The organism is Enterobacter chengduensis, from assembly GCF_001984825.2.
Taxonomy (GTDB): domain Bacteria; phylum Pseudomonadota; class Gammaproteobacteria; order Enterobacterales; family Enterobacteriaceae; genus Enterobacter; species Enterobacter chengduensis.
This window is the reverse complement of sequence record NZ_CP043318.1, coordinates 4,454,649-4,480,984: the sequence shown is the minus strand read 5'-3', so window position 1 is coordinate 4,480,984 and position 26,336 is coordinate 4,454,649. Positions and strand designations below refer to the sequence as shown.

Here is a 26,336-nt window from a genome sequence, read left to right as displayed (position 1 = left end):
TGCATTAAAAAATGATAACCGTTGTTAACAAAGTGAGCCTTTTTTACGCCTGCAGTTCCAGCCCGGCTAACCGTCTCCAGTAGCCGTTGCAGTCGCTGTTTGCGGTCAACGGCAGCGGAGCTGCGCCGTTTTCGTTCGCGCGGAAGGCGTCCAGCATCGCGAACACGCCGGTATCCAGCGGCGACAGGCGCACCATATCCACCAGCCCGGCCATCGACGCCAGCTCGTTGCCGAGGTTATAGACATAGCCGCTCATGGTTTGAATGCCGTTCAGGACAAAGACCTGCTGATTCTCCTGCGACAGCACGCTGCGGCCGTTCGGGTACTTAATACAGCAGGTTTCGCATTCGTCTTTCGGCCGGTCTTCCGAGCGCGCGGTAAAGCAGCGGGCGGAGTAGGCCAGCGGGAGATGGCCATAGCTCAGCACTTCCACTTCAAACTGGTTGCGAATGCCCAGCTCTTCGCACTGATTCAGCAGGTTTGCCAGCCAGTCGCGCGAGAGCTCTACCGGCATGCACCAGCGCGTCATCCCCTGCTTGAGCAGCAGGCGCAGGGTCACGGCGTTATAGCAGTTCAGTGCATGACCCGCGACAAACGGCAGCCTGCGGTCGGCGCACATGTTCACCACGCCGAGATCGCTCGCTTCCAGCAGGAACTCGCCGTTCTCTACGTAGCGTTTCAGCTCGCCAAGCTCGGACGAGGCCTGCACCAGCGCGAGCGTGGAGAGCACCACCTGCTTGCCGCTCCCGGCCAGGCTTTTCGCCATCTCCAGCCAGTCGCCCACTTTGGTGGCGCGGCGCTTGCTGCACACCGCTTCTCCCAGGTAAATCACATCGGCGCTGCTGGCGGCGGCCTGTTGGTAAAAATCTTCCAGCGTCTCTTTTGGCCAGTAGTAGAGCACCGGTCCTAATGAATATTTCATGGTTATCTCACTGCCATTTACGGTGATAGGCGCCAAGCGTCGTTTGCGTGCCCTCGGACATGGCGCCCAGCGTCTCCATCCAGGCCTGCTGCGGCGCGTAGTTCTGCGGGTCCGCCATGCAGCGGTCGATGGCCTGACGCCACACTTTCGCCACCTGGCTCACGTAGGCCGGGCTGCGCTGACGACCTTCGATTTTCACCGAGGCTATATTGGCCGCCAGCAGTTCCGGCAGCAGCTCCAGCGTGTTGAGGCTGGTAGGTTCCTCTAGCGCGTGGTAGCGTTCGCCATCGACCAGATAGCGCCCTTTACACAGGGTGGGATAACCGGCGTTTTCGCCGTCCTGATAGCGGTCGATCAGCACCTCGTTCAGGCGCGACTCCAGCCCCTGCGGGGTTTGCTGCCAGCGGACAAAGCGGGCAGGGGAGCAGGCCCCGACGGTATTCGGTGATTCACCGGTTAAGTAAGAAGAAAGATAGCAACGGCCTTCGGCCATAATGCACAGGCTGCCAAAGGCAAAAACCTCCAGCGGCACTGGCGTGACGCGCGCGAGTTGCTTAACCTGATGAATAGAGAGCACGCGCGGCAGCACCACGCGGGCCACGTCAAAGTGTCGATGATAAAAACGCACCGCCTCTTCGTTGGTGGCAGATGCCTGAACAGAGACGTGGCGCTCAATATGGGGATAGCGTTCTGCCGCATACTCAAGCATGGCGAGGTCGGCCAGGATCAGCGCGTCGGCCCCCAGCTGAGCCGCCATATCCACCGCACGCTGCCAGCGCGCGTAGCCGTCAGGATGCGCAAAGGTATTAATGGCGATATGCAGTTTGCGGCGGTGCTGGTGAACGAAGTTAACGGCTTCCTGAAGCTTTTTCTCCGTGAAGTTGAGGCCGGCAAAATGGCGGGCGTTGGTATCATCCTTCAGCCCGATATAGACCGCATCGGCCCCATTTTCGATGGCCGCCTTAAGCGCCGGAAGGTTTCCGGCAGGGCAGAGCAGCTCCATAATTTATCCTGATGTAGTCGATCGCAAAATTGTTAACGAGCTGGGATTTTAATTAACCCATACGCGACAATTTTTGATTTAAGGCAGCTAATGGCGTATTGATGGCACCAATAATGAGGTACGGCGGACGACGGTTTGTTGATTTACGCCGCTATGTTACGCGTCGGATATGGCAAAATAGCCGGACTATAGATATCAGGGAGTAAAGCTCGTGCTGGATAAACTGCGTTCACGTCTCGTACAATTTGGTCCATCAATGCTGAGCGTGCCGGTCAAGCTGGCGCCGTTCGCGCTTAAACGCCAGGTGCTGGAGCAGGTCCTGAGCTGGCAGTTCCGCCAGGCGCTGCAGGATGGCGAGCTGGAATTCCTGGAAGGCCGCTGGTTGAGCATTGAAGTGCGCGACATCGGGCTGCGCTGGTTTACCTCCGTTGAGAATGGCCAGCTGATCGTCCGCGAATCCGCCGAGGCGGATGTGAGCTTTAGCGCCAACGCCAGCGATCTGCTGATGATCGCCGCGCGTAAGCAGGATCCGGATACGCTCTTCTTCCAGCGCCGTCTGGTGATTGAAGGCGACACGGAGCTGGGCCTGTACGTGAAGAATTTAATGGATGCCATTGAGCTGGAGCAGATGCCGAAAGCGCTGCGCGTGATGTTAATGCAAATGGCAGATTTCGTTGAGGCCGGGCTGAAAACCCCGCCGGACGGTAAACACACTTCAGTAGGTGAGCCATGCTGATTCGAGTCGAAATTGGGATTGATGCGCCGGGGATCGATGCGCTGCTGCGACGCGCCTTTGAGAGCGATGCCGAAGCTCAACTGGTCCACGATCTTCGTGAAGACGGCCTGATTACGCTGGGGCTGGTTGCCACCGATGACGAAGGTCAGGTAGTGGGCTATGTAGCCTTCAGCCCGGTCATCGTTCAGGGCGAAGAGCTCCAGTGGGTTGGCATGGCGCCGCTGGCGGTGGATGAAAGCTATCGCGGGCAGGGGCTGGCGCGTCAGCTCGTCTATGAAGGGCTGGATTCGCTCAATGAGTTCGGTTACGCCGCCGTTGTCACGCTGGGCGATCCGGCATTCTATGGCCGTTTAGGCTTTGAGCAGGCCGCGCATTACGATCTGCGCTGTCGCTGGCCGGGTACGGAATCCGCCTTCCAGGTGCATCGCCTGGCGGACGACGCGCTCAACGGCGTGCATGGCCTGGTTGAGTACCACGACCATTTCAATCGCTTTTAATCAGGCTCTCGCGTAGCGCCTCAAAGGAGCCGTCTCCGGTCACGAGGCGCTCTTTCTGGCGCTTCGTCAGCTGTTTAATCCGGTATTCCAGCCTGAGCGCCAGCGCTCGGTCACCGACGTGGGCCGAAAAGGCGAGCCGTAATTCCCCTTTCCCCCGCAGCGCTTTTGCCCCTTTCCCCGTTTGATGTTGTAAAAAACGCCGGGCCACATCGGTGGTGATCCCGGTGTAGAGTGCGTTATCAGCGGTTCGGACAAGATAGAGAAACCAGCACACGGTAAACAGATTCAGTATGTTAAGGTGAACGCACCATAGCATGAGAGAGAGCGAAAATGGAAACACTGGCCGCCATTAGCCGCTGGCTGGCGAAGCAGCATGTTGTCACCTGGTGCGTCTGTAAAGACGAAGAGATGTGGTGCGCAAACGCGTTTTACTACTACGATCCGGAACGCGTGGCGTTTTACGTCATGAGCGAAGACAAAACGCGTCATGCGCAAATGACCGGCCAGCAGGCGAAGGTCGCAGGCACGGTGAATGGCCAGCCGAAGACGGTCGCGCTGATCCGCGGCGTGCAGTTCAAAGGGGAAATTCGTCGTCTGGACGGAGAAGAGAGCGACGCGCGTCGTAAGCACTACACGCGCCGCTTTCCGGTTGCCGCTGCGCTAAAAGCCCCGGTATGGGAAATTCGCCTCGATGAGCTGAAATTTACCGACAACACCCTGGGTTTTGGCAAGAAGCTGCACTGGCTACGCGCCGAGCAGGCGTAGCGCTTCGCGGTTAAACGCCGGGAGATCGTCCGGAGTCCGGCTGGTGATCAGCTGGTCTTTGTCGTTGACCACCTCCTGATCGTAAAACTCGGCTCCCGCGTTTTTTAGATCGATAACGATCGGCTTCACGGCGGTAAGCTTACGCCCCCGAACCACTTCTGCGCTAATGAGCAGCTGCGGGCCGTGACAGATGGCAAAGACCGGTTTGCCGGTCGCGACGAAGTCCCGCGTAAAGGTCACGAAACGATCGTCTCCGCGCAGGGAGTCCGGTGAATGGCCGCCGGGTAACAGCAGGGCGTCAAAATCGGAGGGGCTAACGTTATCGATGTTCTCGTCGATAGTCACGCTCGCCTCGCCCTTATGGCCTGTGACCGTTTTGCCCGCCTCTTTCTCAATGGTGATGACCTCATGTCCCGCCTTGCGGAACGCCTCTGCAGGAGAGGTGAATTCTGAATCTTCAAACTCGTCGGTAATCAAGACTGCGATTTTCTTACCCATGCTTCCTCCGTTGTTTTCGCTTCAGACTGATTTTTCTCCGCTTGTGGTAAATACTTACCTGTAACAGACTTCTAAGTGTGGTCGACGATGCTGAGTTCGCAAACGGACAATTCTGTAAAGGGGATACGATGAGTCAGGTATTGATTACCGGTGCGACCGGGCTGGTTGGCGATCATCTGCTGCGGCTGCTGATTCAGGATCGCCGCGTGAACTACATTGCCGCCCCGACGCGTCGACCGCTGGCGGACATTTCCGGCGTTTTTAATCCGCACGATCCGCAGCTGACGGATGCGCTGGCGCAGGTGCAGGACCCGATTGATATCGCCTTTTGCTGTCTGGGCACCACGCGGCGGGAGGCGGGTAGCAAAGAGGCATTTATCCACGCCGACTATACGCTGGTGGTGGATACCGCGCTCGCGGCGAAAAAGCTGGGGGCCAGACATTTTCTGGTGGTCAGCGCGCTGGGCGCCAGCGCCGGATCGCCTTTCTTCTACAACAAGGTGAAGGGCAAGATGGAGGAGGCGCTGATCGCGCAGAAATGGGAGCAACTCACGATTGCGCGCCCTTCGATGCTCATCGGCCACCGGGACGAGCGCCGCTTTAACGAGTCGATCCTGGCCCCGCTGTTTCGAATCCTTCCCGGCAACTGGAAGGCCATCGAGGCGCGGGACGTCGCGCGGGCGATGTTAAAAGAGGGACTCGCCCCGTCGAAAGCGGGCGTAAACATCATCCCTTCGGCAAAACTGCGTGAAATCGCGCAGGGCGAGGCGTAAACTCCCCCGGCTAATAACCTAATACTCTCCGGGGAATGCTATGACTGGTCAGTCTTCATCTCAGGCGGCAACACCTGTTCAATGGTGGAAGCCCGCACTCTTCTTTCTCGTGGTCATTGTTGGCCTCTGGTACGTGAAATGGCAGCCGTACTACGGTAAAGCCTTCACCGCCGCAGAAACGCACAGCATCGGTAAATCTATTCTCGCGCAGGCTGATGCCAGCCCGCTTCAGGCGGCGTGGGATTACGCCATGGTCTACTTCCTTGCCGTCTGGAAGGCCGCCGTACTCGGCGTGATCCTGGGCTCGCTGATTCAGGTGCTTATCTCGCGCAACTGGCTGGTGAAAACGCTTGGTCAGCCGCGCTTTCAGGGCACGCTGCTGGGGACGATTTTCTCCCTGCCGGGCATGATGTGTTCGTGCTGCGCCGCGCCCGTGGCGGCAGGAATGCGCCGTCAGCGCGTATCGATGGGCGGCGCGCTGGCGTTCTGGATGGGCAACCCGCTGCTCAACCCGGCAACTCTGGTGTTTATGGGCTTTGTGCTGGGCTGGCATTTCGCGTTTATTCGTCTGGTGGCCGGGCTGCTGACCGTGCTGGTGGTGGCGACGCTGGTGCAGAATTTGGTGAAGGATAAGGCGCCAGCGTCCGCGTCTGTTGAGCTGGACGTCAGCGAGCCGCAGGGCGGGTTCTTTGCCCGCTGGGGCCGGGCGCTATGGCAGCTTTTCTGGAGCACCATTCCGGTCTATATACTGGCGGTGCTGGTTCTCGGGGCGGCGCGCGTCTGGCTCTTCCCGCATGCGGATGGCGCTATCGACAACACGCTGATGTGGGTGATTGCGATGGCCGTTGCAGGCTGCCTGTTTGTGATCCCAACGGCGGCGGAGATCCCGATTGTTCAGACCATGATGCTGGCAGGTATGGGCACCGCGCCGGCGCTGGCGCTGCTGATTACGCTGCCGGCGATCAGTCTCCCGTCGCTTATCATGCTGCGTAAGTCGTTCCCGGCGAAAGCGCTGTGGCTGACCGCTGGGCTGGTGGCGTTAAGTGGGGTGATGGTGGGGAGTATTGCGCTTCTGTGAAAAACGCCCGGTGGCGCTACGCTTACCGGGCCTACAAAACAATCCCCTCACTTGAGGGGATTTTTTTATTTAATGTAAGTAAACGCGGTGGTGACGTGCTTCACGCCGCTCACCCGGCTGGCGATATCGGCCGCCGCTTTTCCTTCACGGTCGGTCACCAGACCCAGCAGGAACACTTCGCCGTTTTCAGTCGTCACTTTCACGTTGGAGGATTTCACCTGGTCCGAGCCCAGCAGTTGGGAACGCACTTTGGTGGTGATCCAGGTATCGGAAGAGGCGTCACCCAGGCCAATTGGCTTGCCCTGACGCACTTCGTTAAACACCTCTGTGGTCCCTTCTACGCCCATCGCAATCTGTTTCGCACGCGAGGCGAGCTCCATATTCGGCGCCTGGCCTGCCAGCAGCACTTTGCCCTGATAGGCCGTCACGTTGATACGCGCCTCTTTCTTGATTTGTTCGTCTTTCGACAGCGCACTGTTGACGCGCAGCTCCAGCGTGCCGTCATCCACCTGCGTCCCGACAGAGCGTGGATCGGTCGCCGCTTTGGTGCCTACCGCGGCGGTACCCACAACGGCCGCAGCGATACATCCCTGAAGCAGTAGTGCAGACATAAGGACTGCGAGGGTCGATAAAGCCTTCATAAGAACTCCTTAATCATCCTGGTGAGGGAAAAGCGTGTTATCGATCAGGTCACATAAGCAGTTCACCGTGAGCATATGCATTTCCTGAATACGCGCGCTCCGGTGAGAAGGAATGCGGATTTCCACATCCTGCGGCCCAAGCAGACCCGCCAGCTCCCCCCCGTCATAGCCGGTTAAGGCCACGATGGTCATATCGCGGGTGACGGCGGCTTCAACCGCTTTGACAATATCCCGGCTATTGCCGCGCGTGGAGATGGCCAGCAGTACATCTCCGGCATGACCCAGGGCCCGCACCTGCTTTGCGTAAATTTCGTCATGCAGACGATCGTTAGCAATCGCCGTTAAGACCACATTATCGGTATTAAGTGCAATGGCAGGTAAACTCGGGCGCTCTGTTTCAAAACGGTTGATCATGCTGGCAGCAAAATGCTGTGCGTTGGCGGCCGACGTGCCGTTGCCACAACAGAGGATTTTGTTGCCGTTAAGCAGGGACTGCACCAGCGTCATTGCGGCACGCGAAATAGCATCCGGAAGGGCTTCCGCCGCGGCAATCTGAGTCTGGATGCTTTCTGTGAAGCACACTTTAATTCTTTCGAGCACGTTATCCCTTTTAAATCTTAATTATGCGTCTTCGCCAAAAGCGTTTTTAAGCCATTCGATCTCATTTCCGGTGAAGGCTATCACATCGAACCGGCAATCCACAGTATCAAAACTCCCATTATGGCGGGCAAGCCACAAGTGGGCAGTCTGTAATAATTTATGTTGCTTGGCGAGCGTCACGCTGGCGGCAGCACCGCCAAAACGGGAGGACTGTCGAAAGCGTACTTCTACAAACACGATGACCTGACCGTCTTTCATGATCAGGTCGATTTCGCCGCCGCGCCCGCGGACGTTAGCGGCGATAAAGCGCAGTCCTTTGCCTTCAAGCCAGCGACGCGCCTTTAGCTCCCACGCATCGCCGGTCTGCTTGCGGCTTAACTGGCCGGGACGATCTGCCCCTGCTGGTATTTGAGCCATGATAACTTCCTGTTAATCACACAATCCTGAGTGGCGGTCAGATCGCCGGTGTTGCCGTTGAGCTCAAAGCCAGGCACCTGACGCATCTGGGTAAAGTGGTTCGCCAGCGCCCACGCGTCAACACCCATCGCATACAGACGCGCCAGCGAGTAATCGTTACGTACGGTACTCAGCGCCTGCTGCATCAGCGCCGGGTTGCTGCCTGCCAGCATTGGGATTTCGCTGTACTGCAGACCGTCCATTTCCAGACGGAAATCCGGGCCTGCGGTGCCCTGCGCGCTACGCGAGCTGGCGTAGAGCGTTGCGCCGCTCTGGCTGCCGTTACGCATCGCAATCATCGGTTTGATAAAGGCGATCTCCTGCGGCGTGGCAACGATATAGGCCGCATCCACTTTGCCGCCCCCGCTAATCTGCGCGTCGGTTGGTGGGGCTGGGATCGTCAGGCCACCAATCGTCACCCCCTGCTGCTGTGGCAGGCTCGCGGCGACAGGACTACCGTTGAGCGCGATACCCGCTCCACCGTTTACGCCCGCGCGCAGTTCAGAGACGGAACCGAATTTCTGCTGCAGCACCACGCCGCCGCCCAGCTTCTGCCACTCATCGGCAAAGGCAGTGGCCACGCGGTCGCCCAGCGCGCTGCGTGGGATGAGCAGCAGCGGAGCCTGCTTGCCCTGCTCGTGAATATGGCGCGCCGCGTCGCGGGCTTCATCTTCAGGGGAAAGGGCGAAGTAGCAGATATTCGCCCGGTTCTGAACCTGCTCAGGCTGGTTGAGCGCCAGCACGTTCAGCGTGGTATTGCTCTTCATCAGCTCATCCACGTTGTTTTTCAGCAGCGGACCGACAACGATGCTCGCCCCGTCCTGTTGCACCTGCGCCAGAACCTGGTCCAGCGGCTGCGAACTGGTATCGTAGATTTTCAGTTCAGCGCCGGGGTTGGCGCTGGTGGTTGCCACGGCCTGCGGCTGAGCGGCAGGCTGAACCGCGGGCTGTGCAGGCTGCTGTTGAGGCTGTTCTGCCGTTGCGGCAGGTGCTGGTGTCGCCTGCGTCTCGACCGGAGCCTGAGCCGCAGGGGCGGCAGTCGCCGGTGCAGGGGTAGCCGGAGGCGTGGTCGGGGCCGTCACCGGGTTTTGCATGGTACCCTGCGCTGGCGCTTGCGCCGTGGTCAGGTCGCTGGTCTCGGCGGCGGACGGACTGACAACATCGTTCACGTTGGCCGCCTGAGCCGCCTGGGCGGGAACGGCGCTGCCGGTCACCGGCGTCGTGCCGTTTTTCGCCGCTTCAAAGCCCTGCTGAATGGTGCGTCCAAACACCGCCGCCTGGCCGTTGAGCGGCAGAAGCAGGGCGATTTTGCTGGTCGACGCTGGCTTAAAGTTCTGCACGTTCACCAGCTGGGTTGGCAGCATTTTCGCACCCGGGTTTTGCGGGTAGCGCGTCTGCCAGTCCGTAATGCCGGCTTTCAGCATCTTTGGATCGCTGCGGTTGGTAAACCACATCTGCTGCAGATCCAGCCAGCCCTGCAGGACGTTTTCATCGGCGTTGATGACCAGCGCCTGCGCCTGTTCCTGCGTCATCGACGCCAGCGCTTGCCAGGTGGCATCAATATTTTTCTGTTTGTCGGCACCGCCGAGCAGCGGCTCTTGCGCGACGAGCGCGCGGAGCAGCATCAGGGAAGGGCGTCCCTGCTCCGCGGTAATGCCCGCCTGCCAGAAGCGCGCCTGCTGGTTTTTGTCCAGCGCGCTCAGGTCGATATCACCGAGGATCTTCTTCGCGGCGGCGTAATCTTTCAGCGCGACCTTCAGCTCGGCGGAGAGCAGGCTCTGCTCACGGCGCTGGGCGTCGTTAAGATCTTTTGGCAACTGGTTAAACAGTTCGGCAGCCTGCTGGGTTTTACCCTCTTTCAGCAGTGCACGAATGGCGAGTAATTGCCAGTTGGTCTTGGTATCATTTGAACTCTGCGACATTTGTTGCAGATAAAAGCCAGAATCAGCCTGAGCAGAACCCTGAAGATGGGCGGTGCTCTGGTCAGGTGCCTGGGTGCCACAGCCTGCAAAGATCAGGGCTGCCAGCAGAAGCGGCACGCTGCGCGCGGCTTTTTTTCGAAGAAACGTTAACGGTACCATACTGTATCCAGTGATTTTTTTTACGCAATGCTCAATATTAAATCGGCAATACGGACGAAACAATGAAACAACACGAAACGGCAGATAATTCTCAAGGCCAGCTTTATATTGTACCTACTCCTATCGGGAATTTGTCTGATATTACCCAACGTGCGCTCACCGTACTGCAAGTTGTTGATTTAATTGCTGCTGAAGATACCCGCCACACCGGCTTACTGCTGCAACATTTCGCGATTAACGCCCGTTTGTTTGCTTTGCACGATCACAATGAGCAACAAAAAGCCGAAACGCTGGTGGCGAAGCTGAAAGAGGGGCAGAACATTGCGCTGGTCTCCGATGCCGGTACGCCGCTGATCAACGATCCTGGCTATCACCTGGTGCGTACCTGTCGTGAAGCCGGTATACGCGTAGTGCCGCTGCCAGGGCCGTGCGCCGCGATTGCTGCGCTGAGCGCCGCAGGTCTGCCGTCCGATCGCTTCTGCTATGAAGGTTTCCTGCCTGCCAAATCCAAAGGCCGCCGCGACGTCTTAAAAGACCTGGAAGCGGAACCGCGCACCCTGATTTTCTACGAGTCCACCCACCGACTGCTGGAGAGCCTGGAAGATATGGTGACCGTCTGGGGAGAAGGGCGCTACGTGGTGCTGGCGCGCGAGCTGACCAAAACCTGGGAAACGATTCACGGTGCGCCGGTGGGCGAACTGCTGGCATGGGTAAAGGAAGACGAAAACCGCCGCAAGGGCGAAATGGTGCTGATTGTCGAAGGGCATAAGGCGGAAGAAGACGCGCTGCCTGCCGACGCGCTGCGTACTCTGGCATTGCTACAGGCGGAGCTGCCGCTGAAAAAGGCCGCTGCGCTGGCGGCGGAAATTCACGGCGTGAAGAAGAATGCCCTGTATAAGTACGCGCTGGAGCAGCAGGGGGAGTAAGGCATCCCCTGCCGGTTTTTGCCGGGGGGCGGCTATGCCTTACCCGGCCTATCGATCGTTATGCGTCTTTTAGCCAACGGGTATCGCCTCAACCTGGAAGGTTTGCGGCGTGCCCGACGGGTTATCTAAATGCGGGACAGATTTGGTGAAGGGGACATCACGTCACCGGTGCCGGGTTAAACACCGCCAGCTGGTTATGCAATCCCCACTGGTCGGAGAACGTTTTCTTCCGCCCGCTCGCCACGTCCAGAATGAAGTGGAACAGCTTCCAGCCCACGTCCTCAATGCTCTCTTCCCCGGTGGCGATGGTGCCCGCGTTGATGTCCATTAAGTCATACCAGCGGTTTGCCAGCTCGGTGCGGGTCGCCATTTTGATCACCGGCACCGCCATCAGGCCATACGGCGTGCCGCGTCCGGTGGTAAAGACCTGCACCGTAATGCCGGATGCCACCTGCTGCGTACCGCATACAAAATCGCTGGCCGGCGTTGCTGCGTAGATCAGGCCGCGCGTCGTCGGACGCTGGCCCGGAGAGAGCACTTCAGCAATGGCGCTCTGACCGGATTTGGCAATCGATCCGAGGGCTTTTTCCACCACGTTTGCCAGGCCGCCTTTTTTGTTCCCGGGCGAGGGGTTGGCGCTGCGGTCGGTTTTGCCCATATCGAGATAGTTATCGTACCAGGCCATCTCCTCAAGCAGGCGTTTGCCGACTTCTTCATTGACGGCGCGCGGCGTCAGGAGATGGATGGCGTCACGCACTTCGGTTACCTCGGAGAACATCACCGTGGCGCCGCAGCGCACAAGCAGATCGGACGCATAGCCCACCGCAGGGTTGGCCGTCACGCCGGAGAAGGCATCGCTGCCGCCACACTGGGTGCCGACCACCAGCTCCGAGGCCGGGCACGTTTCACGCTGGCGGCGGTTAAGTTTGTCCAGATGACGCTCCGCCACCTGCAGGATATCGTCGACCATTGAGCGGAAGCCCACGTGGCGTTCATCCTGCAGGCGCACGATGCTGGCCTCGTCTGCCGGGATAGCTTTGACATCTTCCGTGCCCTGCAGCAGGCGCTCAGGCTGCAGTTTTTCGCACCCCAGGCCGATGACCATCACCTCGCCGCCAAAGTTTGGGTTCAGGGCGATATTGTGAATGGTCCGGATCGGCACCACGGCAGCGGGGGCGTTAATCGCTACGCCGCAGCCGTAGAGATGGTTCAGGCCAACTACGCCGTCGACGTTGGGGTATTTCGGCAGCAGATCGCGCTCGATGATTTTCACCACGTAATCCACGACGCCCGCCACGCAGTGCACGCTGGTGGTCATGCCGAGCAGGTTTTTGGTGCCGACGCTGCCGTCCGCGTTGCGGTAGCCTTCGAAGGTATAGCCTTCCAGCGGAGGAAGCGGTTCCGGCACGCGGGTAGCCAGCGGAAGCGTATTCAGCGGCGGCGCTTCCGGCAGCGCAACCAGCGACTCCTCAACCCAGCTCCCCTGCGGTATAGCGCGAACGGCATAGCCGATGACTTCACCGTAACGTACGATTTCGCCGTTAGCAGGGATATCCACCAGGGCGGCTTTATGTCCCTGCGGAATATGCTCGATCAGTTCCAGCCCGTCCGGGAAGCGGGTGCCCGCTTTTAAGCCATTGTCGTTGACAATAATCGCCACGTTATCAGTATCGTGTACTTTTATATAAAACGCCGTCGGCGATGCCTGTCGAATTTCAATGTCGGCCATTGTTCAGTATTCTCCAGCAAAGTGTCTGATATTAAGGTCAGCCAATTTTCTAATGGTAGAAATAAATACGCGGCTTTTCAGAAATAAAGCATGTCAGTACAGGCGATATGAAAATGTGATCGCGATCGCTCCGGAACCCGTAATCCTTGATTCTGTGCATTAGCGCCCAGCATCCAGGGCATATGCAAAAATTTTTATCCAAATGTACCGCAATCCTTGAGCATTCAAACAATGTGCGCGCGTGGATTGCGTCTTATACTGAATGACGATTTTATTACGCCTAAATACGTCAGAAAAATAAATATCATGCTGGCGCGGTGTCTGAATAAATAAAATGATGCTGAAAAGGCTGCGGAATTAAAAAGGTAAATACGATGAGTAACGATATCTTTCCGAATAAATTTAAAGCGGCCCTCGCGGCGCACCAGATTCAGATTGGCTGCTGGTCCGCGCTGGCAAACCCCATCAGCACCGAAGTGCTGGGCCTGGCCGGTTTCGACTGGCTGGTGCTGGACGGCGAACATGCGCCGAACGATATCAGCACCTTTATTCCGCAGCTGATGGCGCTGAAGGGCAGTCCCAGCGCCCCGGTTGTGCGCGTGCCGACTAACGAGCCGGTGATTATTAAGCGCCTGCTGGATATCGGTTTCTACAACTTCCTGATCCCGTTTGTGGAGACGGAAGAAGAGGCGGTGCTGGCCGTTGCCTCAACGCGCTACCCGCCAGAAGGGATCCGCGGCGTCTCCGTTTCGCATCGCGCCAATATGTTTGGCACCGTGCCGGACTACTTCACCCAGTCTAATAGCAACATCACCATTCTGGTTCAGATCGAAAGCCAGCAGGGCGTGGATAACGTCGACGCGATTGCCGCCACAAACGGCGTGGACGGCATCTTTGTCGGACCAAGCGATCTGGCGGCCGCCTTTGGACACCTGGGTAACGCCAGCCACCCTGACGTGCAGCGCGCTATCCAGCACATCTTTGCCCGCGCCAAGGCACACGGTAAACCGTGCGGCATCCTGGCGCCGGTTGAGGCTGACGCCCGTCGCTATCTGGAGTGGGGAGCCACCTTTGTTGCCGTCGGCAGCGATCTTGGGGTGTTCCGCTCAGCGACGCAAAAATTAGCGGACGCTTTTAAAAAATAACCATCATTGAGGAAACAGTTATGACGCTGAAAGTGGGTTTTATTGGCCTGGGGATCATGGGTAAACCAATGAGTAAGAACCTCATCAAAGCGGGTTACTCTCTGGTGGTCTCCGATCACAATTCGCATGCGGTAGCGGAGGTGATGGCGGCGGGCGCTGAAACGGCCACCACCGCGAGAGCCATTGCCGAGCAGTGCGACGTCATCATCACCATGCTGCCAAACTCCCCGCACGTTAAAGAGGTTGCGCTGGGAGAAAACGGCATTATCGACGGCGCCAGGCCGGGCCTGGTGCTGATTGACATGAGCTCTATCGCGCCGCTCGCAAGCCGTGAAATCAGCGAGGCGTTAAAAGCGAAGGGCGTCAATATGCTGGACGCGCCGGTCAGCGGCGGCGAGCCGAAAGCGATCGACGGCACGCTGTCGGTGATGGTCGGCGGTGATAAAGCTATTTTCGATAAATACTATGACCTGATGAAAGCGATGGCAGGCTCCGTGGTGCATACGGGTGAAATTGGCGCGGGCAACGTGACCAAGCTGGCGAACCAGGTCATTGTGGCGCTGAACATCGCCGCGATGTCCGAAGCGCTGACCCTCGCAACCAAAGCGGGCGTCAATCCGGACCTGGTCTATCAGGCCATTCGCGGTGGCCTGGCGGGCAGTACCGTGCTGGATGCCAAAGCGCCGATGGTGATGGATCGTAATTTCAAACCCGGTTTCCGCATCGACCTGCATATTAAAGATCTGGCGAACGCGCTGGATACGTCACACGGCGTGGGCGCGCAGTTGCCGCTGACCGCGGCGGTCATGGAGATGATGCAGGCGCTGCGTGCCGATGGCCTGGGCACGGCCGATCACAGCGCGATTGCGTGCTATTACGAAAAACTGGCGAAGGTGGAAGTGGCGCGTTAATCACGGCTTACCCCTACCTGAGGGTGACAGCGGCGCGCAAACCCTCTATACTGCGCGCCGAAGCTGACCAGACAGTCGCCGCTTCGTCGTCGTCCCTTTCGGGGGAGACGGGCGGAGGGGAGGAAAGTCCGGGCTCCATAGGGCAGGGTGCCAGGTAACGCCTGGGGGGGAAACCCACGACCAGTGCAACAGAGAGCAAACCGCCGATGGCCCGCGCAAGCGGGATCAGGTAAGGGTGAAAGGGTGCGGTAAGAGCGCACCGCGCGGCTGGTAACAGTCCGTGGCACGGTAAACTCCACCCGGAGCAAGGCCAAATAGGGGTTCACATGGTACGGCCCGTACTGAACCCGGGTAGGCTGCTTGAGCCAGTGAGCGATTGCTGGCCTAGATGAATGACTGTCCACGACAGAACCCGGCTTATCGGTCAGCTTCAACTTCTTAAAAAACCCCGCTTCGGCGGGGTTTTTGCTTTGTGGGGATTGTAGGCAGGGTAAGCGCACCGCCACCCGGCAGCGGACAAACGACATCAATTCTCATATTTGCGACATTAAGCACATTCCACTGCTTTTATCCCTTCATCGTCGCTCCTGCATCTGTAGACGATCTCCATCACAAAATTTCACGCTAAAAAACAGATGATTTTTAGTATTGATAATTTGTTAATGTTGTTACTCTAATGATCGCGAAACTTTTCTCGTTTGATATACATATATTGAAATCAAATACATTCCCTCCGTGAATATGTGACCTAATCCACTCTTTTAAGGAAGTCTGAAAATTCACCTCGAAAAAAATTGATAATTTGAAAGAATGTTTCAAACAAATAACGGTTATTTATTGGCCTTTAATTGCCTGAAATATCGTCTTTATTGCTTTTTTAAGGGCGTGGGAATTTATCCGGGTTATCGCCATAAAATAAATTTATTACCGCTATTTTTGTTGATCAATATCAGCGTAGTAGCGTATTTATCATTATGTATACTTTTGATATATAAAGGTTTTAATGGTTTTTTGCTGTGCGGAATAAACGGCCTGGAAGGCAAATTGTGAGTAACAGCACATACCCCTTTAAACATTATTGAGTAGAATCCACCCCGTCATAGGGAAATAAGCGCAGAATATTATGAACACTATTATTCTACCGAAAACACAGCACCTCGTGGTATTTCAGGAAGTCATTAAAAGTGGCTCCATAGGTTCTGCTGCAAGACAACTGGGCCTGACGCAGCCCGCCGTGAGCAAAATCATCAGCGATATTGAATCCTACTTCGGCGTAGAAGTGATGGTGCGGAAAAACACCGGCGTAAAACTCACTGCCGCAGGCCAGGTGCTGCTCTCCTACTCAGAGTCGATTACCCGCGAAATGAAAAACATGGTGAGCGAGATCAACAGCCTGAGTTTCAGCACCGTGATGGATGTCTCCTTTGGCTATCCGTCGCTGATCGGCTTTACCTTCCTGTCCGAAATGATCAAAAAATTCAAGGAAGTGTTCCCGAAAGCGCGCGTATCCATGTATGAAGCCCAGCTCTCCTCTTTCCTGCCGGCCATTCGCGACGGACGTCTGGATTTCGCCATCGGCACGCTGAGCGATGAAATGTTGCTGCAGGATCTGCACGTCGAGCCGCTGTTTGAGTCCGAGTTTGTGCTGGTCGCCAGCAAAACGCGAACGTGCACCGGCCCGACGACGCTGGCATCGCTCACGCACGAGCAGTGGGTGATGCCGCAAACCGATATGGGCTACTACAAAGAACTTCTGACCACTCTGCAAGACAACCACATCAGCATCGAAAACATCGTCCAGACCGATTCCGTCGTCACCATTTATAACCTTGTGCTGAATGCCGATTATCTGACGGTCATTCCCCGCGACATGATTGCCCCGTTCGGTTCTGACCAGTTTATCGTGCTGCCCGTAGAAGATGAATTACCCGTGGCGCGCTATGCCGCCGTGTGGTCTAAAAATTACAGAATTAAAAAATCAGCGTCAGTATTAGTTGAGCTGGCAAAACAGTATTCGTCGATGAATATCGAAAGACGACGATGAATTTATAGAACGCATTTTAAAAATACCCGGAGCTTAGTTTTCTAACGCTCTGATACCCTGACTTTGCCTGAAAAGAATGAATTATTATAACGAGGATATTATGCACATTACTTACGATCTCCCGGTAACTATTGAAGATATTCAGGACGCCAGAAAACGCCTGGCAGGCAAGATATATAAAACCGGCATGCCGCGTTCGAATTATCTCAGCGAGCGCTGTAAGGGCGAAATATTCCTGAAGTTTGAGAACATGCAGCGTACCGGTTCGTTTAAAATTCGCGGCGCGTTTAATAAATTAAGCTCGCTGACCGACGCTGAAAAACGCAAGGGCGTGGTCGCCTGCTCCGCGGGAAACCACGCGCAGGGGGTCTCGCTCTCCTGCGCCATGCTCGGCATCGACGGCAAAGTGGTGATGCCGATGGGCGCGCCAAAATCCAAGGTGGCCGCGACGCGCGACTACTCGGCGGAAGTGGTGCTGCACGGCGAGAACTTCAACGACACCATCGCCAAAGTGAGCGAAATCGTCGAGATGGAAGGGCGTATTTTTATTCCGCCTTACGACGATGCCAAAGTGATCGCCGGGCAGGGCACCATCGGCCTGGAAATTCTCGAAGATTTATACGACGTGGATAACGTCATTGTCCCTATCGGCGGCGGCGGATTAATTGCCGGCATTGCGACGGCGATTAAATCGATCAACCCGACCATCAATATTATCGGCGTACAGTCTGAAAACGTGCACGGAATGGCCGCTTCCTGGCAGGCCGGAGAAATAACTAACCATCGCATTACCGGCACGTTAGCCGACGGCTGCGACGTTTCTCGTCCGGGGAAATTAACCTTCGAAATCGTTCGTGAACTGGTCGATGACATTGTGCTGGTGAGCGAAGACGATATTCGCAACAGCATGATCGCGCTTATTCAGCGAAATAAAGTGGTGACGGAAGGCGCAGGCGCGCTGGCGTGTGCCGCGTTGTTAAGCGGCAAGCTCGATCACTATATTCAGGGCCGCAAGACCGTCTGCATTATTTCCGGCGGCAATATCGATCTCTCCCGTGTTTCCCAAATTACCGGCTTCGTTGACGCATAAAGGTGACCTATGAGCAACACAGAAAGCATTATCGTTGGCCAGACAAAAACGTCCTCCTGGCGTAAGTCTGATACCACTTGGACGCTTGGCCTGTTTGGTACCGCCATTGGCGCAGGCGTGCTGTTCTTCCCCATTCGCGCGGGCTTTGGCGGATTAATTCCTATCCTGCTGATGCTGGTTCTCGCGTTCCCGATCGCCTTTTACTGCCACCGCGCGCTGGCACGTCTGTGCCTCTCCGGCAGCAACGTCTCCGGCAACATCACCGAAACGGTGGAAGAGCACTTTGGTAAAACCGGCGGGGTGGTGATCACGTTCCTCTACTTCTTCGCCATTTGTCCTCTGCTGTGGATTTACGGCGTTACCATTACCAACACCTTTATGACCTTCTGGGAAAACCAGCTCCAGCTGCCCGCGCTGAACCGCGGCGTGGTGGCGCTGTTCCTGCTGCTGCTGATGGCCTTTGTTATCTGGTTCGGTAAAGACCTGATGGTGAAGGTGATGAGCTTCCTGGTGTTCCCGTTCATCGCCAGCCTGGTGCTGATTTCCCTGTCGCTGATCCCTTACTGGAATTCGGCGGTGATCGACCAGGTCAACCTGAGCGATATCGCCTTCACCGGGCATGATGGCATTCTGGTCACGGTGTGGCTGGGGATCTCCATCATGGTCTTCTCCTTTAACTTCTCGCCTATCGTCTCCTCGTTTGTGGTCTCCAAGCGCGAAGAGTATGAGCCAGAGTTCGGGAAAGCCTTCACCGAGCAGAAATGTTCCAAAATCATCGGCCGCGCCAGCCTGCTGATGGTCGCCGTGGTGATGTTCTTCGCCTTTAGCTGCCTGTTCACGCTCTCCCCGCAGAACATGGCGGACGCCAAGGCGCAGAACATTCCGGTGCTCTCTTACCTGGCGAACCACTTTGCCTCCTTGTCCGGAGCGAAATCGACGTTTGCCACCGTGCTCGAATACGGTGCCTCCATCATCGCGCTGGTCGCTATCTTCAAATCCTTCTTCGGCCACTATCTGGGCACGCTGGAAGGGCTGAACGGCCTGATCCTCAAGTTCGGCTACAAGGGTGACAAGAAGAAAGTCTCTGTCGGCAAGCTGAACACCATCAGCATGGTCTTCATCATGGGATCCACCTGGGTTGTGGCCTACGCCAACCCGAACATTCTCGACCTCATCGAAGCCATGGGCGCACCGATCATCGCCTCTCTGCTGTGCCTGCTGCCGATGTACGCCATCCGCAAAGCGCCAGCCATGGCGAAATATAAGGGCAAACCCGAGAACATCTTCGTCACGGTTGTGGGCCTGCTGACCATTCTGAATATCGTTTACAAACTGTTCTAACCCATTGCTCAGGAAGAGCGGAGTCACATGATGATTGAGTTTCCGGTAGTACTGGTTATTAACTGCGGTTCGTCCTCTGTTAAGTTTTCGGTGCTCGACGCCAGCAGCTGTGAGGCCCTGATGACGGGCATTGCGGACGGCATTAACACTGAAAAGGCCTTTATTTCCGTGAACGGGGGTGAGCCGGTCAAACTGGCTCACCAGGACTACGAAGGGGCGCTGGCTGCCATCGCCCTGGAGCTGGAGAAGCGTAACCTGATGAGCAGCGTGGCCTTAATTGGCCACCGCATTGCGCACGGCGGCGACCTCTTCAGCGAGTCGACCCTGATTACGGAAGCGGTGATTGCGCAGATCCGCCAGGTCTCCCCGCTGGCACCGCTGCATAACTACGCCAACTTAAGCGGCGTGGACGCCGCCGAGCGCCTGTTCCCGGGCGTGCAGCAGGTTGCGGTATTTGATACCAGCTTCCACCAGACGCTGCCGCCGCAGGCGTACCTGTACGGTTTGCCGTACCGCTATTTTGAAGCGCTGGGCGTGCGTCGGTACGGCTTCCACGGCACCTCTCACCGCTACGTGGCCGCGCAGGCGCATACGCTTCTCGGGCTGTCCCCCGACGACAGCGGGCTGGTGATTGCCCATCTCGGCAACGGGGCGTCCATCTGCGCGGTGCGTAACGGCGAAAGCGTTGATACCTCGATGGGCATGACGCCGCTGGAAGGGCTGATGATGGGCACGCGCTGCGGCGACGTGGATTTTGGCGCGATGGCGTGGATTGCCCAGCAGACCGGCCAGTCCTTCGAGGATCTGGAGCGAGTGGTCAATAAAGAGTCCGGGCTGCTGGGGATCTCCGGCATCTCCTCCGATTTACGCGCGCTGGAGAAAGCGTGGCACGAAGGCAACGAGCGGGCTGTGCTTGCGATCCGCACCTTCGTTCACCGCATTGCGCGGCATATTGCGGGGCACGCGGCGTCGCTGCACCGTCTGGACGGCGTGATCTTTACCGGCGGCATTGGCGAAAACTCGAAGCTGATCCGCGCGCTGGTGGCGGAGCATCTGAACGTGTTCGGCATCCGCCTCGACGACGCCAAAAATGCCCTGCCGGGCAGCGCGGGCGAGCGCATCATCTCGACCGAGTCGTCCCGCGTGGTCTGCGCGGTTGTCCCTACCAACGAAGAAAAAATGATCGCGCTGGACGCCCTCCGTCTTGGGAAGGTGACACCGGCTGCGGCTTACGCCTGATAAAGCGAGAATCCACATGAAAGTAACAATCGATACGGGCGTCGCGCCCTACAGCGACGCATGGGCCGGGTTTCGCGGTGAAGAATGGAAAAGCGCCGTCAACGTGCGCGATTTTATTCAGCATAACTACACCCCTTATGACGGCGACGAAGCTTTCCTCGCGCAGGCGACGCCAGCAACGACGGCGCTGTGGCAGAAGGTAATGGTCGGCATTCGCCAGGAGAACGCCACCCACGCCCCGGTGGATTTTGATACCAACATTGCCACCACCATTACGGCCCACGGGCCGGGCTATATCGACCAGGATCTGGAGACGATCGTCGGCCTGCAAACCGATAAGCCGCTTAAGCGCGCGCTCCATCCGTACGGCGGGATCAACATGATCCGCAGCTCGTTCGAAGCCTACGGTCGCGAGATGGATCCGCAGTTTGAATACCTGTTTACCGACCTGCGCAAAACCCACAACCAGGGCGTGTTTGACGTTTACTCGCCGGAGATGATGCGCTGCCGTAAATCCGGCGTGCTGACCGGCTTGCCGGACGGCTACGGGCGCGGACGCATCATCGGCGACTATCGCCGCGTGGCGCTGTACGGCATCGCCTATCTGGTACGCGAGCGTGAGCTGCAGTTTGCGGATCTGCAGGGCAGGCTGGAACGCGGCGAAGATCTCGAAGCGACGATCCGCCTGCGTGAAGAGCTGGCGGAGCACAAGCGCGCGCTGCTGCAGATCCAGCAGATGGCGGCGAGCTACGGCTTTGATATCTCGCGTCCGGCGATGAACGCGCAGGAAGCGGTGCAGTGGGTCTACTTTGCCTACCTGGCGGCGGTAAAATCCCAGAACGGCGGAGCGATGTCGCTGGGGCGCACGGCCTCGTTCCTCGATATCTACATCGAACGCGACATGCAGGCGGGGCGGCTGAATGAAGTCCAGGCGCAGGAGCTGATCGACCACTTCATCATGAAGATCCGCATGGTGCGCTTCCTGCGCACGCCGGAGTTCGACACGCTCTTCTCCGGCGATCCGATCTGGGCGACGGAAGTGATCGGCGGCATGGGGCTGGACGGGCGCACGCTGGTGACTAAAAACAGCTTCCGCTATCTGCATACCCTGCACACCATGGGGCCCGCGCCGGAGCCAAACCTGACGATCCTCTGGTCTGAACACCTGCCGATCGCGTTCAAGAAATACGCCGCGCAGGTGTCGATCGTCACCTCTTCGCTGCAGTATGAGAACGACGATCTGATGCGTGCGGACTTCAACAGCGACGACTACGCCATTGCCTGCTGCGTCAGCCCGATGGTGATCGGCAAGCAGATGCAGTTCTTTGGCGCGCGCGCCAACCTCGCCAAAACGCTGCTGTACGCGATCAACGGCGGGGTGGACGAGAAGCTGAAGATTCAGGTCGGCCCGAAGACCGCGCCGCTGCTGGACGACGTGCTGGATTACGACACCGTGATGGCGAGCCTCGATCACTTTATGGACTGGCTGGCGGTGCAGTACATCAGCGCGCTGAATCTCATTCACTACATGCATGATAAGTACAGCTACGAAGCCTCGCTGATGGCGCTGCACGACCGGGACGTTTACCGCACCATGGCCTGCGGCATTGCCGGGTTGTCGGTAGCGGCGGATTCCCTGTCGGCCATTAAATATGCCACGGTGAAGCCGGTGCGCGACCATACCGGTCTGGCGGTCGATTTCGTGATAGAAGGGGACTATCCGCAGTACGGCAATAACGACGATCGCGTGGACAGCATCGCCTGCGATCTGGTGGAACGCTTTATGAAGAAAATCCAGGCGCTGCCAACCTACCGCAACGCCGTACCGACCCAGTCGATCCTGACCATCACCTCCAACGTGGTTTATGGGCAGAAGACCGGCAACACGCCGGACGGACGACGCGGCGGCACGCCGTTTGCCCCGGGCGCGAACCCGATGCACGGCCGCGACAGAAAAGGGGCGGTGGCCTCGCTAACCTCGGTTGCCAAGCTGCCGTTCAGCTATGCCAAAGACGGGATCTCCTACACCTTCTCCATCGTGCCGCAGGCGCTGGGCAAAGATGAGCTGGTGCGCAAAACCAACCTGGTGGGGCTGCTGGACGGGTACTTCCACCATGAAGCGTCTATTGAGGGCGGGCAGCACCTGAACGTTAACGTTATGAACCGGGAGATGCTGCTGGATGCCATTGCTCATCCCGAAAATTATCCGAACCTGACGATCCGCGTTTCGGGCTATGCCGTACGCTTCAATGCGCTGACGCGCGAGCAGCAGCAGGATGTGATTTCGCGAACCTTTACCCAATCTATCTGATAAAAGTCAATTCTCATGCTCCCTCAGCGCAGGGGGCATTTTTTTGTCCCGTCGAACATACAAAATTGTTTATATAATTACTCACACATATTCATCCGCTCTTGAAAAACAATATGTCTGCCCTTTCCTATCACAGCATGTAAGGATAATAAGATGATGAAAATGACCCGTATTGCGTTGGCCGCCGCGGCGCTGGCCCTGTGCAGTTTTACGGCGCAGGCCGCGAACGTTGAGGCAGCTCCTTCTCCATCGCAGGATCCGCTGGTTCAGCACCTGAAGCTCAGCAACGAGCAGGTTAAGAAGATTGACGATCTGCATAAGCAGCTGGAACAAAACGTCAGCAAGATCCCGATGACGGGCGTGAAGGACGGCGCGCTGATCGACATGTTCCAGGCGGGTAAATGGGACGAAAGCACGGTGAAGAGCCAGCTTAGCGCGTTTAGCAAAATTGAAGAGCAGGCCCGCTATTACCGTGTGAAATATTACTTCGACGTCAGTCAGATGTTAACGCCGGAACAGCGTAAACAGATTCGAACCGATATGGCTAACGCGCTGGCTGAGTGATTTCCTGCCCGCGCATGGCGCGGGTTTATATTTCTTGATCGTCGTCACTTTTAGAAAAATCCCACATTTCAAACCTGAATAAAAGCAAATTGTCCTCCAGTCTCTGAAAATCCACACAAAGATTGTGACTTTTTTCTCCGCCTCTGCGGATATGATCTTCCCACACCAATAACAAGCACCTGCTGCCCTCTGATTCGCAATCGCTGGCGATCGGAACCCTATAAAAACAACTGTTTACCCTACAAAATAAGCGAGTGCCCCATGGATACGGCAACAAACAGCAGTGTGATTGTGAATAATTCCCCCGCGGCAAGGCGGGCGGGAATGAGTGAAAGCGAGTGGCAAGAGGCCATTAAATTCGACAGCACCGACACGGGCTGGGTCATCATGAGTATCGGGATGGCTATTGGCGCGGGGATTGTTTTTCTCCCGGTACAGGTAGGATTAATGGGGCTGTGGGTATTTTTGCTCTCATCAATAATTGGCTATCCGGCCATGTACCTGTTCCAGCGCCTGTTTATTAATACGCTGGCGGAATCGCCGGAGTGCAAAGACTACCCGAGCGTAATTAGCGGCTATTTAGGTAAAAACTGGGGCATCTTGTTAGGCGCGCTCTATTTCGTGATGCTGGTGATCTGGATGTTTGTCTATTCCACGGCCATTACCAACGATAGCGCCTCGTATTTACACACCTTCGGCGTGACCGACGGTTTACTCTCGGAGAACCCATTCTACGGTCTATGCCTGATCTGCATTCTGGTCGCGATTTCTTCACGCGGTGAAAAGCTGCTGTTCAAAGTCTCCAGCCTGATGGTACTTACCAAGCTGTTTGTCGTGGCGGCGCTGGGGCTGTCGATGATTGGACTCTGGCATCTGGCCAACGTAGGCATGCTGCCGCCAGCGGGGCTGCTGATCAAAAACGCCATCATTACGCTGCCTTTTACCTTAACCTCGATTCTCTTTATTCAGACCCTGAGCCCGATGGTTATCTCATACCGTTCACGGGAAAAATCCGTGGAGGTGGCGCGCCATAAAGCGCTGCGGGCGATGAATATTGCCTTCGGCATACTGTTTGTGACGGTCTTTTTCTACGCCGTCTCCTTCACGCTGGCGATGGGGCACGATGAGGCGGTTAAAGCGTACGAACAGAACATTTCGGCTCTGGCGATTGCGGCGCAGTTTATCAGCGGTGACGGCGCGGGCTGGGTCAAAATCGTCAGCGTGATCCTGAATATCTTCGCCGTGATGACCGCGTTCTTCGGCGTCTACCTCGGCTTTCGCGAGGCCACGCAGGGGATCGTCATGAACATCCTGCACCGCAAAATGCCGGCAGAGAAAATCAATGAGAACGCCGTCCAGCGCGGGATTATGCTGTTCGCCATTCTGCTGGCCTGGAGCGCGATAGTCCTGAACGCGCCGGTGCTGAGCTTCACCTCCATCTGTAGCCCTATCTTCGGCATGGTGGGCTGCCTGATCCCGGCATGGCTGGTCTACAAGGTGCCGGCCCTGCATAAATATAAGGGCGTATCGCTGGTGATTATCATCATCACCGGACTGCTGCTTTGTGTTTCTCCTTTCCTCGCATTCTCCTGAGGGTAATTAAGGTCGTAACGATGTCTGAGCAAAATCATCCTTTATGGAATCAATTTATTCGCGCGGTGCAGGAAGAAGTTAAGCCTGCGCTGGGGTGTACCGAACCCGTTTCTCTGGCATTGGCCTGCGCGATTGCCGCAGACCTTCTGCCGGGGGAGGTCACGCAGATTGAGGCGTGGGTATCGCCAAACCTGATGAAAAACGGGCTGGGCGTGACGGTGCCCGGTACCGGTATGGTCGGGCTGCCCATTGCAGCGGCGCTGGGCGCCATCGGTGGCAATGCGCAGGCGGGGCTGGAGGTGCTGAAAGACGCCACCGCCGATGCGCTGGCGCGCGCCAGGTCGATGCTCAACGCCGGGCTGGTGCAGGTGAAATTGCAGGAGCCGTGCGATGAGATCCTTTATTCGCGTGCCTGCGTTTACGCCGGAGAGGCTTCGGCTATGGTGACCATTGCGGGGGGGCATACCCGCGTGGTGGAGGTGGTTTGTCAGGGCGAAACGCGCTTCAGGCTTGACGATCGGCAGGCCGAGGTAAGTAACGATCCGCTGGCGGTACTGTCAAACACCACGCTCTCGCAGATCCTTGAGTTTGTGGAACAGATACCGTTCGATGCGATCCGCTTTATTCTCGATGCGGGGCGTCTGAACGATGCGCTCTCCCGCGAAGGTTTAAGCGGTCACTGGGGGCTGCACATAGGCGCAACGCTCAGTAAACAGCGTTCTCGCGGATGGCTGGCGCAGGATCTGGGGTCAGACATTGTTATCCGCACCAGCGCCGCATCGGACGCCAGGATGGGCGGCGCGACGCTGCCGGCGATGAGCAATTCGGGCTCCGGTAATCAGGGGATCGCCGCCACCATGCCGGTTGTCGTGGTCGCTGAGCACCTTAAGGCTGATGACGAACGGCTGGCGCGGGCGCTGATGCTGTCGCATCTGTCGGCGATCTATATTCATTACCAGCTTCCGCGCCTCTCCGCGCTGTGTGCGGCGACAACGGCGGCAATGGGCGCTGCGGCGGGGATGGCGTGGCTGATGGGGGGCAGTTACCAGACCATTGCGACGGCGATCGGCAGTATGATTGGTGACGTCAGCGGCATGATCTGCGACGGCGCATCAAACAGCTGTGCCATGAAGGTCTCAACCAGCGTCAGTAGCGCCTGGAAAGCGGTGATGATGGCGCTGGATGACTCGGGCGTGACGGGTAACGAGGGGATTGTGGCGCACGATGTGGAGCAGTCGATCGCAAACCTGTGCGCGCTGGCGTGCCGCTCGATGCAGGCAACGGACCGGCAGATTATTGAGATTATGGCGAGTAAGGTGTTGTGAGTTGCCCCTCACCCTAACCCTCTCCCCATAGGGGAGAGGGAACCGATCGCACCCTCGCCTGAGGGGAT

25 protein-coding genes and 1 other RNA gene are annotated in these 26,336 nt (G+C 57.2%); 17 read left to right on the top strand and 9 right to left on the bottom strand.

What is annotated here, in order from left to right; translation table 11 throughout:
- Positions 1-43: 43 nt before the first annotated feature.
- Both FY206_RS21665 and ubiU read right to left on the bottom strand, forming a co-directional pair.
- Positions 44-922, bottom strand: a complete 879-nt coding sequence (locus FY206_RS21665) for a U32 family peptidase (protein ID WP_032642329.1) — start codon at positions 920-922, stop codon at positions 44-46.
- A 7-nt stretch (positions 923-929) separates the two neighbouring features.
- Positions 930-1,925, bottom strand: coding sequence for a ubiquinone anaerobic biosynthesis protein UbiU (gene ubiU / locus FY206_RS21660; protein WP_032642327.1), 996 nt, complete (start codon positions 1,923-1,925; stop codon positions 930-932).
- 211 nt (positions 1,926-2,136) lie between these two features.
- Between ubiU and ubiT the strand changes: the two genes are divergently transcribed.
- Positions 2,137-2,661, top strand: coding sequence for a ubiquinone anaerobic biosynthesis accessory factor UbiT (ubiT, locus tag FY206_RS21655; protein ID WP_032642325.1), 525 nt, complete (start codon positions 2,137-2,139; stop codon positions 2,659-2,661).
- Positions 2,655-3,158, top strand: a complete 504-nt coding sequence (locus tag FY206_RS21650) for a GNAT family N-acetyltransferase (protein WP_032642322.1) — start codon at positions 2,655-2,657, stop codon at positions 3,156-3,158. The genes ubiT and FY206_RS21650 overlap by 7 nt, the downstream gene beginning before the upstream one ends.
- On the opposite strand, the gene FY206_RS21645 is transcribed toward FY206_RS21650, so the two are convergent.
- A complete protein-coding gene (locus FY206_RS21645; RefSeq protein WP_077064431.1) occupies positions 3,145-3,474 on the bottom strand; it encodes a GIY-YIG nuclease family protein in 330 nt (109 codons plus the stop codon). The genes FY206_RS21650 and FY206_RS21645 overlap by 14 nt on opposite strands.
- Positions 3,475-3,488: 14 nt before the next feature.
- Between FY206_RS21645 and FY206_RS21640 the strand changes: the two genes are divergently transcribed.
- Positions 3,489-3,923 carry a YhbP family protein gene (locus FY206_RS21640; protein WP_032642320.1) on the top strand — a complete coding sequence of 145 codons (435 nt, stop codon included), beginning with the start codon at positions 3,489-3,491 and terminating at the stop codon, positions 3,921-3,923.
- Here the strand turns inward: FY206_RS21640 and FY206_RS21635 are convergent.
- Positions 3,903-4,421: a type 1 glutamine amidotransferase domain-containing protein gene (locus FY206_RS21635; RefSeq protein WP_032642319.1), complete on the bottom strand. Its 519-nt coding sequence runs from the start codon at positions 4,419-4,421 to the stop codon at positions 3,903-3,905. The genes FY206_RS21640 and FY206_RS21635 overlap by 21 nt on opposite strands.
- 128 nt (positions 4,422-4,549) lie before the next feature.
- Between FY206_RS21635 and FY206_RS21630 the strand changes: the two genes are divergently transcribed.
- Together FY206_RS21630 and FY206_RS21625 are read left to right on the top strand one after the other, a co-directional pair.
- Entirely contained in the window at positions 4,550-5,194 is a 645-nt protein-coding gene (locus FY206_RS21630; RefSeq protein ID WP_032642316.1) for an NAD(P)H-binding protein, read from the top strand.
- Between the two features lie 40 nt (positions 5,195-5,234).
- Positions 5,235-6,272 (top strand): permease, encoded by a 1,038-nt coding sequence (locus FY206_RS21625; protein ID WP_032642314.1) that lies wholly within the window; start codon positions 5,235-5,237, stop codon positions 6,270-6,272.
- 65 nt (positions 6,273-6,337) lie between these two features.
- Here FY206_RS21625 and dolP read toward each other — a convergent pair whose 3' ends face one another.
- Genes dolP through FY206_RS21605 form a run of 4 tightly spaced genes read right to left on the bottom strand, consistent with a single transcriptional unit; the run spans position 6,338 to position 10,050 of the window.
- On the bottom strand, positions 6,338-6,913 hold the full coding sequence (dolP, locus tag FY206_RS21620) for a division/outer membrane stress-associated lipid-binding lipoprotein (RefSeq protein ID WP_024906379.1): 576 nt from the start codon (positions 6,911-6,913) through the stop codon (positions 6,338-6,340).
- A gap of 9 nt (positions 6,914-6,922) precedes the next feature.
- Positions 6,923-7,513, bottom strand: a complete 591-nt coding sequence (diaA, locus tag FY206_RS21615) for a DnaA initiator-associating protein DiaA (RefSeq protein WP_003861754.1) — start codon at positions 7,511-7,513, stop codon at positions 6,923-6,925.
- A gap of 21 nt (positions 7,514-7,534) precedes the next feature.
- Complete coding sequence (locus tag FY206_RS21610; RefSeq protein WP_021242244.1) at positions 7,535-7,930, bottom strand: YraN family protein; 396 nt, start codon at positions 7,928-7,930, stop codon at positions 7,535-7,537.
- Positions 7,888-10,050, bottom strand: coding sequence for a penicillin-binding protein activator (locus FY206_RS21605; RefSeq protein WP_032642311.1), 2,163 nt, complete (start codon positions 10,048-10,050; stop codon positions 7,888-7,890). Before FY206_RS21605 ends, FY206_RS21610 begins: the two co-directional genes overlap by 43 nt.
- A 62-nt stretch (positions 10,051-10,112) precedes the next feature.
- On the opposite strand from FY206_RS21605, the gene rsmI reads away from it, so the two are divergent.
- Positions 10,113-10,976: a 16S rRNA (cytidine(1402)-2'-O)-methyltransferase gene (rsmI, locus tag FY206_RS21595; RefSeq protein ID WP_032642310.1), complete on the top strand. Its 864-nt coding sequence runs from the start codon at positions 10,113-10,115 to the stop codon at positions 10,974-10,976.
- 157 nt (positions 10,977-11,133) lie between these two features.
- Here the strand turns inward: rsmI and garD are convergent, their stop codons facing one another.
- Entirely contained in the window at positions 11,134-12,705 is a 1,572-nt protein-coding gene (gene garD / locus FY206_RS21590) for a galactarate dehydratase (protein ID WP_032642308.1), read from the bottom strand.
- 374 nt (positions 12,706-13,079) lie between these two features.
- Between garD and garL the strand changes: the two genes are divergently transcribed.
- The 11 genes from garL (at position 13,080) to FY206_RS21535 (ending at position 26,268) form a co-directional block, all read left to right on the top strand.
- The gene (garL, locus tag FY206_RS21585; RefSeq protein WP_032642306.1) at positions 13,080-13,850 is read left to right on the top strand and encodes a 2-dehydro-3-deoxyglucarate aldolase; all 771 of its coding nucleotides are present in this window, start codon (positions 13,080-13,082) and stop codon (positions 13,848-13,850) included.
- 20 nt (positions 13,851-13,870) lie between these two features.
- A complete protein-coding gene (gene garR / locus FY206_RS21580) occupies positions 13,871-14,761 on the top strand; it encodes a 2-hydroxy-3-oxopropionate reductase (RefSeq protein ID WP_032642304.1) in 891 nt (296 codons plus the stop codon).
- 59 nt (positions 14,762-14,820) lie between these two features.
- An RNA gene (gene rnpB, locus FY206_RS21575) (RNase P RNA component class A) lies at positions 14,821-15,197 on the top strand.
- Positions 15,198-15,884: 687 nt separating this feature from the next.
- The gene (tdcA, locus tag FY206_RS21570; RefSeq protein ID WP_008501504.1) at positions 15,885-16,805 is read left to right on the top strand and encodes a transcriptional regulator TdcA; all 921 of its coding nucleotides are present in this window, start codon (positions 15,885-15,887) and stop codon (positions 16,803-16,805) included.
- A gap of 100 nt (positions 16,806-16,905) precedes the next feature.
- Positions 16,906-17,895, top strand: coding sequence for a bifunctional threonine ammonia-lyase/L-serine ammonia-lyase TdcB (gene tdcB / locus FY206_RS21565; RefSeq protein ID WP_032642723.1), 990 nt, complete (start codon positions 16,906-16,908; stop codon positions 17,893-17,895).
- Between the two features lie 9 nt (positions 17,896-17,904).
- A complete protein-coding gene (gene tdcC / locus FY206_RS21560) occupies positions 17,905-19,236 on the top strand; it encodes a threonine/serine transporter TdcC (protein ID WP_077064433.1) in 1,332 nt (443 codons plus the stop codon).
- 30 nt (positions 19,237-19,266) lie between these two features.
- Entirely contained in the window at positions 19,267-20,475 is a 1,209-nt protein-coding gene (gene tdcD, locus FY206_RS21555) for a propionate kinase (protein WP_032642721.1), read from the top strand.
- A 16-nt stretch (positions 20,476-20,491) separates the two neighbouring features.
- Positions 20,492-22,786, top strand: coding sequence for a formate C-acetyltransferase (pflB, locus tag FY206_RS21550; RefSeq protein WP_032642302.1), 2,295 nt, complete (start codon positions 20,492-20,494; stop codon positions 22,784-22,786).
- A gap of 153 nt (positions 22,787-22,939) precedes the next feature.
- A complete protein-coding gene (locus tag FY206_RS21545) occupies positions 22,940-23,350 on the top strand; it encodes a Spy/CpxP family protein refolding chaperone (protein WP_032642300.1) in 411 nt (136 codons plus the stop codon).
- Positions 23,351-23,611: 261 nt separating this feature from the next.
- Positions 23,612-24,943, top strand: coding sequence for an SLC5/6 family protein (locus FY206_RS21540; RefSeq protein WP_032642298.1), 1,332 nt, complete (start codon positions 23,612-23,614; stop codon positions 24,941-24,943).
- 20 nt (positions 24,944-24,963) lie between these two features.
- Positions 24,964-26,268: an L-cysteine desulfidase family protein gene (locus FY206_RS21535; protein ID WP_032642296.1), complete on the top strand. Its 1,305-nt coding sequence runs from the start codon at positions 24,964-24,966 to the stop codon at positions 26,266-26,268.
- The last annotated feature ends 68 nt before the right edge of the window (positions 26,269-26,336 follow it).

Excerpts from the sequence above, each read along its gene's own strand:
- FY206_RS21665 (WP_032642329.1), bottom strand. The coding sequence starts at position 922 with ATGAAATATTCATTAGGACCGGTGCTCTACTACTGGCCAAAAGAGACG.
- ubiU (WP_032642327.1), bottom strand. The coding sequence starts at position 1,925 with ATGGAGCTGCTCTGCCCTGCCGGAAACCTTCCGGCGCTTAAGGCGGCC.
- FY206_RS21650 (WP_032642322.1), top strand. The coding sequence starts at position 2,655 with ATGCTGATTCGAGTCGAAATTGGGATTGATGCGCCGGGGATCGATGCG.
- FY206_RS21645 (WP_077064431.1), bottom strand. The coding sequence starts at position 3,474 with ATGCTATGGTGCGTTCACCTTAACATACTGAATCTGTTTACCGTGTGC.
- FY206_RS21640 (WP_032642320.1), top strand. The coding sequence starts at position 3,489 with ATGGAAACACTGGCCGCCATTAGCCGCTGGCTGGCGAAGCAGCATGTT.
- FY206_RS21635 (WP_032642319.1), bottom strand. The coding sequence starts at position 4,421 with ATGGGTAAGAAAATCGCAGTCTTGATTACCGACGAGTTTGAAGATTCA.
- FY206_RS21630 (WP_032642316.1), top strand. The coding sequence starts at position 4,550 with ATGAGTCAGGTATTGATTACCGGTGCGACCGGGCTGGTTGGCGATCAT.
- FY206_RS21625 (WP_032642314.1), top strand. The coding sequence starts at position 5,235 with ATGACTGGTCAGTCTTCATCTCAGGCGGCAACACCTGTTCAATGGTGG.
- dolP (WP_024906379.1), bottom strand. The coding sequence starts at position 6,913 with ATGAAGGCTTTATCGACCCTCGCAGTCCTTATGTCTGCACTACTGCTT.
- FY206_RS21610 (WP_021242244.1), bottom strand. The coding sequence starts at position 7,930 with ATGGCTCAAATACCAGCAGGGGCAGATCGTCCCGGCCAGTTAAGCCGC.
- FY206_RS21605 (WP_032642311.1), bottom strand. The coding sequence starts at position 10,050 with ATGGTACCGTTAACGTTTCTTCGAAAAAAAGCCGCGCGCAGCGTGCCG.
- rsmI (WP_032642310.1), top strand. The coding sequence starts at position 10,113 with ATGAAACAACACGAAACGGCAGATAATTCTCAAGGCCAGCTTTATATT.
- garD (WP_032642308.1), bottom strand. The coding sequence starts at position 12,705 with ATGGCCGACATTGAAATTCGACAGGCATCGCCGACGGCGTTTTATATA.
- garL (WP_032642306.1), top strand. The coding sequence starts at position 13,080 with ATGAGTAACGATATCTTTCCGAATAAATTTAAAGCGGCCCTCGCGGCG.
- garR (WP_032642304.1), top strand. The coding sequence starts at position 13,871 with ATGACGCTGAAAGTGGGTTTTATTGGCCTGGGGATCATGGGTAAACCA.
- tdcA (WP_008501504.1), top strand. The coding sequence starts at position 15,885 with ATGAACACTATTATTCTACCGAAAACACAGCACCTCGTGGTATTTCAG.
- tdcB (WP_032642723.1), top strand. The coding sequence starts at position 16,906 with ATGCACATTACTTACGATCTCCCGGTAACTATTGAAGATATTCAGGAC.
- tdcC (WP_077064433.1), top strand. The coding sequence starts at position 17,905 with ATGAGCAACACAGAAAGCATTATCGTTGGCCAGACAAAAACGTCCTCC.
- tdcD (WP_032642721.1), top strand. The coding sequence starts at position 19,267 with ATGATTGAGTTTCCGGTAGTACTGGTTATTAACTGCGGTTCGTCCTCT.
- pflB (WP_032642302.1), top strand. The coding sequence starts at position 20,492 with ATGAAAGTAACAATCGATACGGGCGTCGCGCCCTACAGCGACGCATGG.
- FY206_RS21545 (WP_032642300.1), top strand. The coding sequence starts at position 22,940 with ATGATGAAAATGACCCGTATTGCGTTGGCCGCCGCGGCGCTGGCCCTG.
- FY206_RS21540 (WP_032642298.1), top strand. The coding sequence starts at position 23,612 with ATGGATACGGCAACAAACAGCAGTGTGATTGTGAATAATTCCCCCGCG.
- FY206_RS21535 (WP_032642296.1), top strand. The coding sequence starts at position 24,964 with ATGTCTGAGCAAAATCATCCTTTATGGAATCAATTTATTCGCGCGGTG.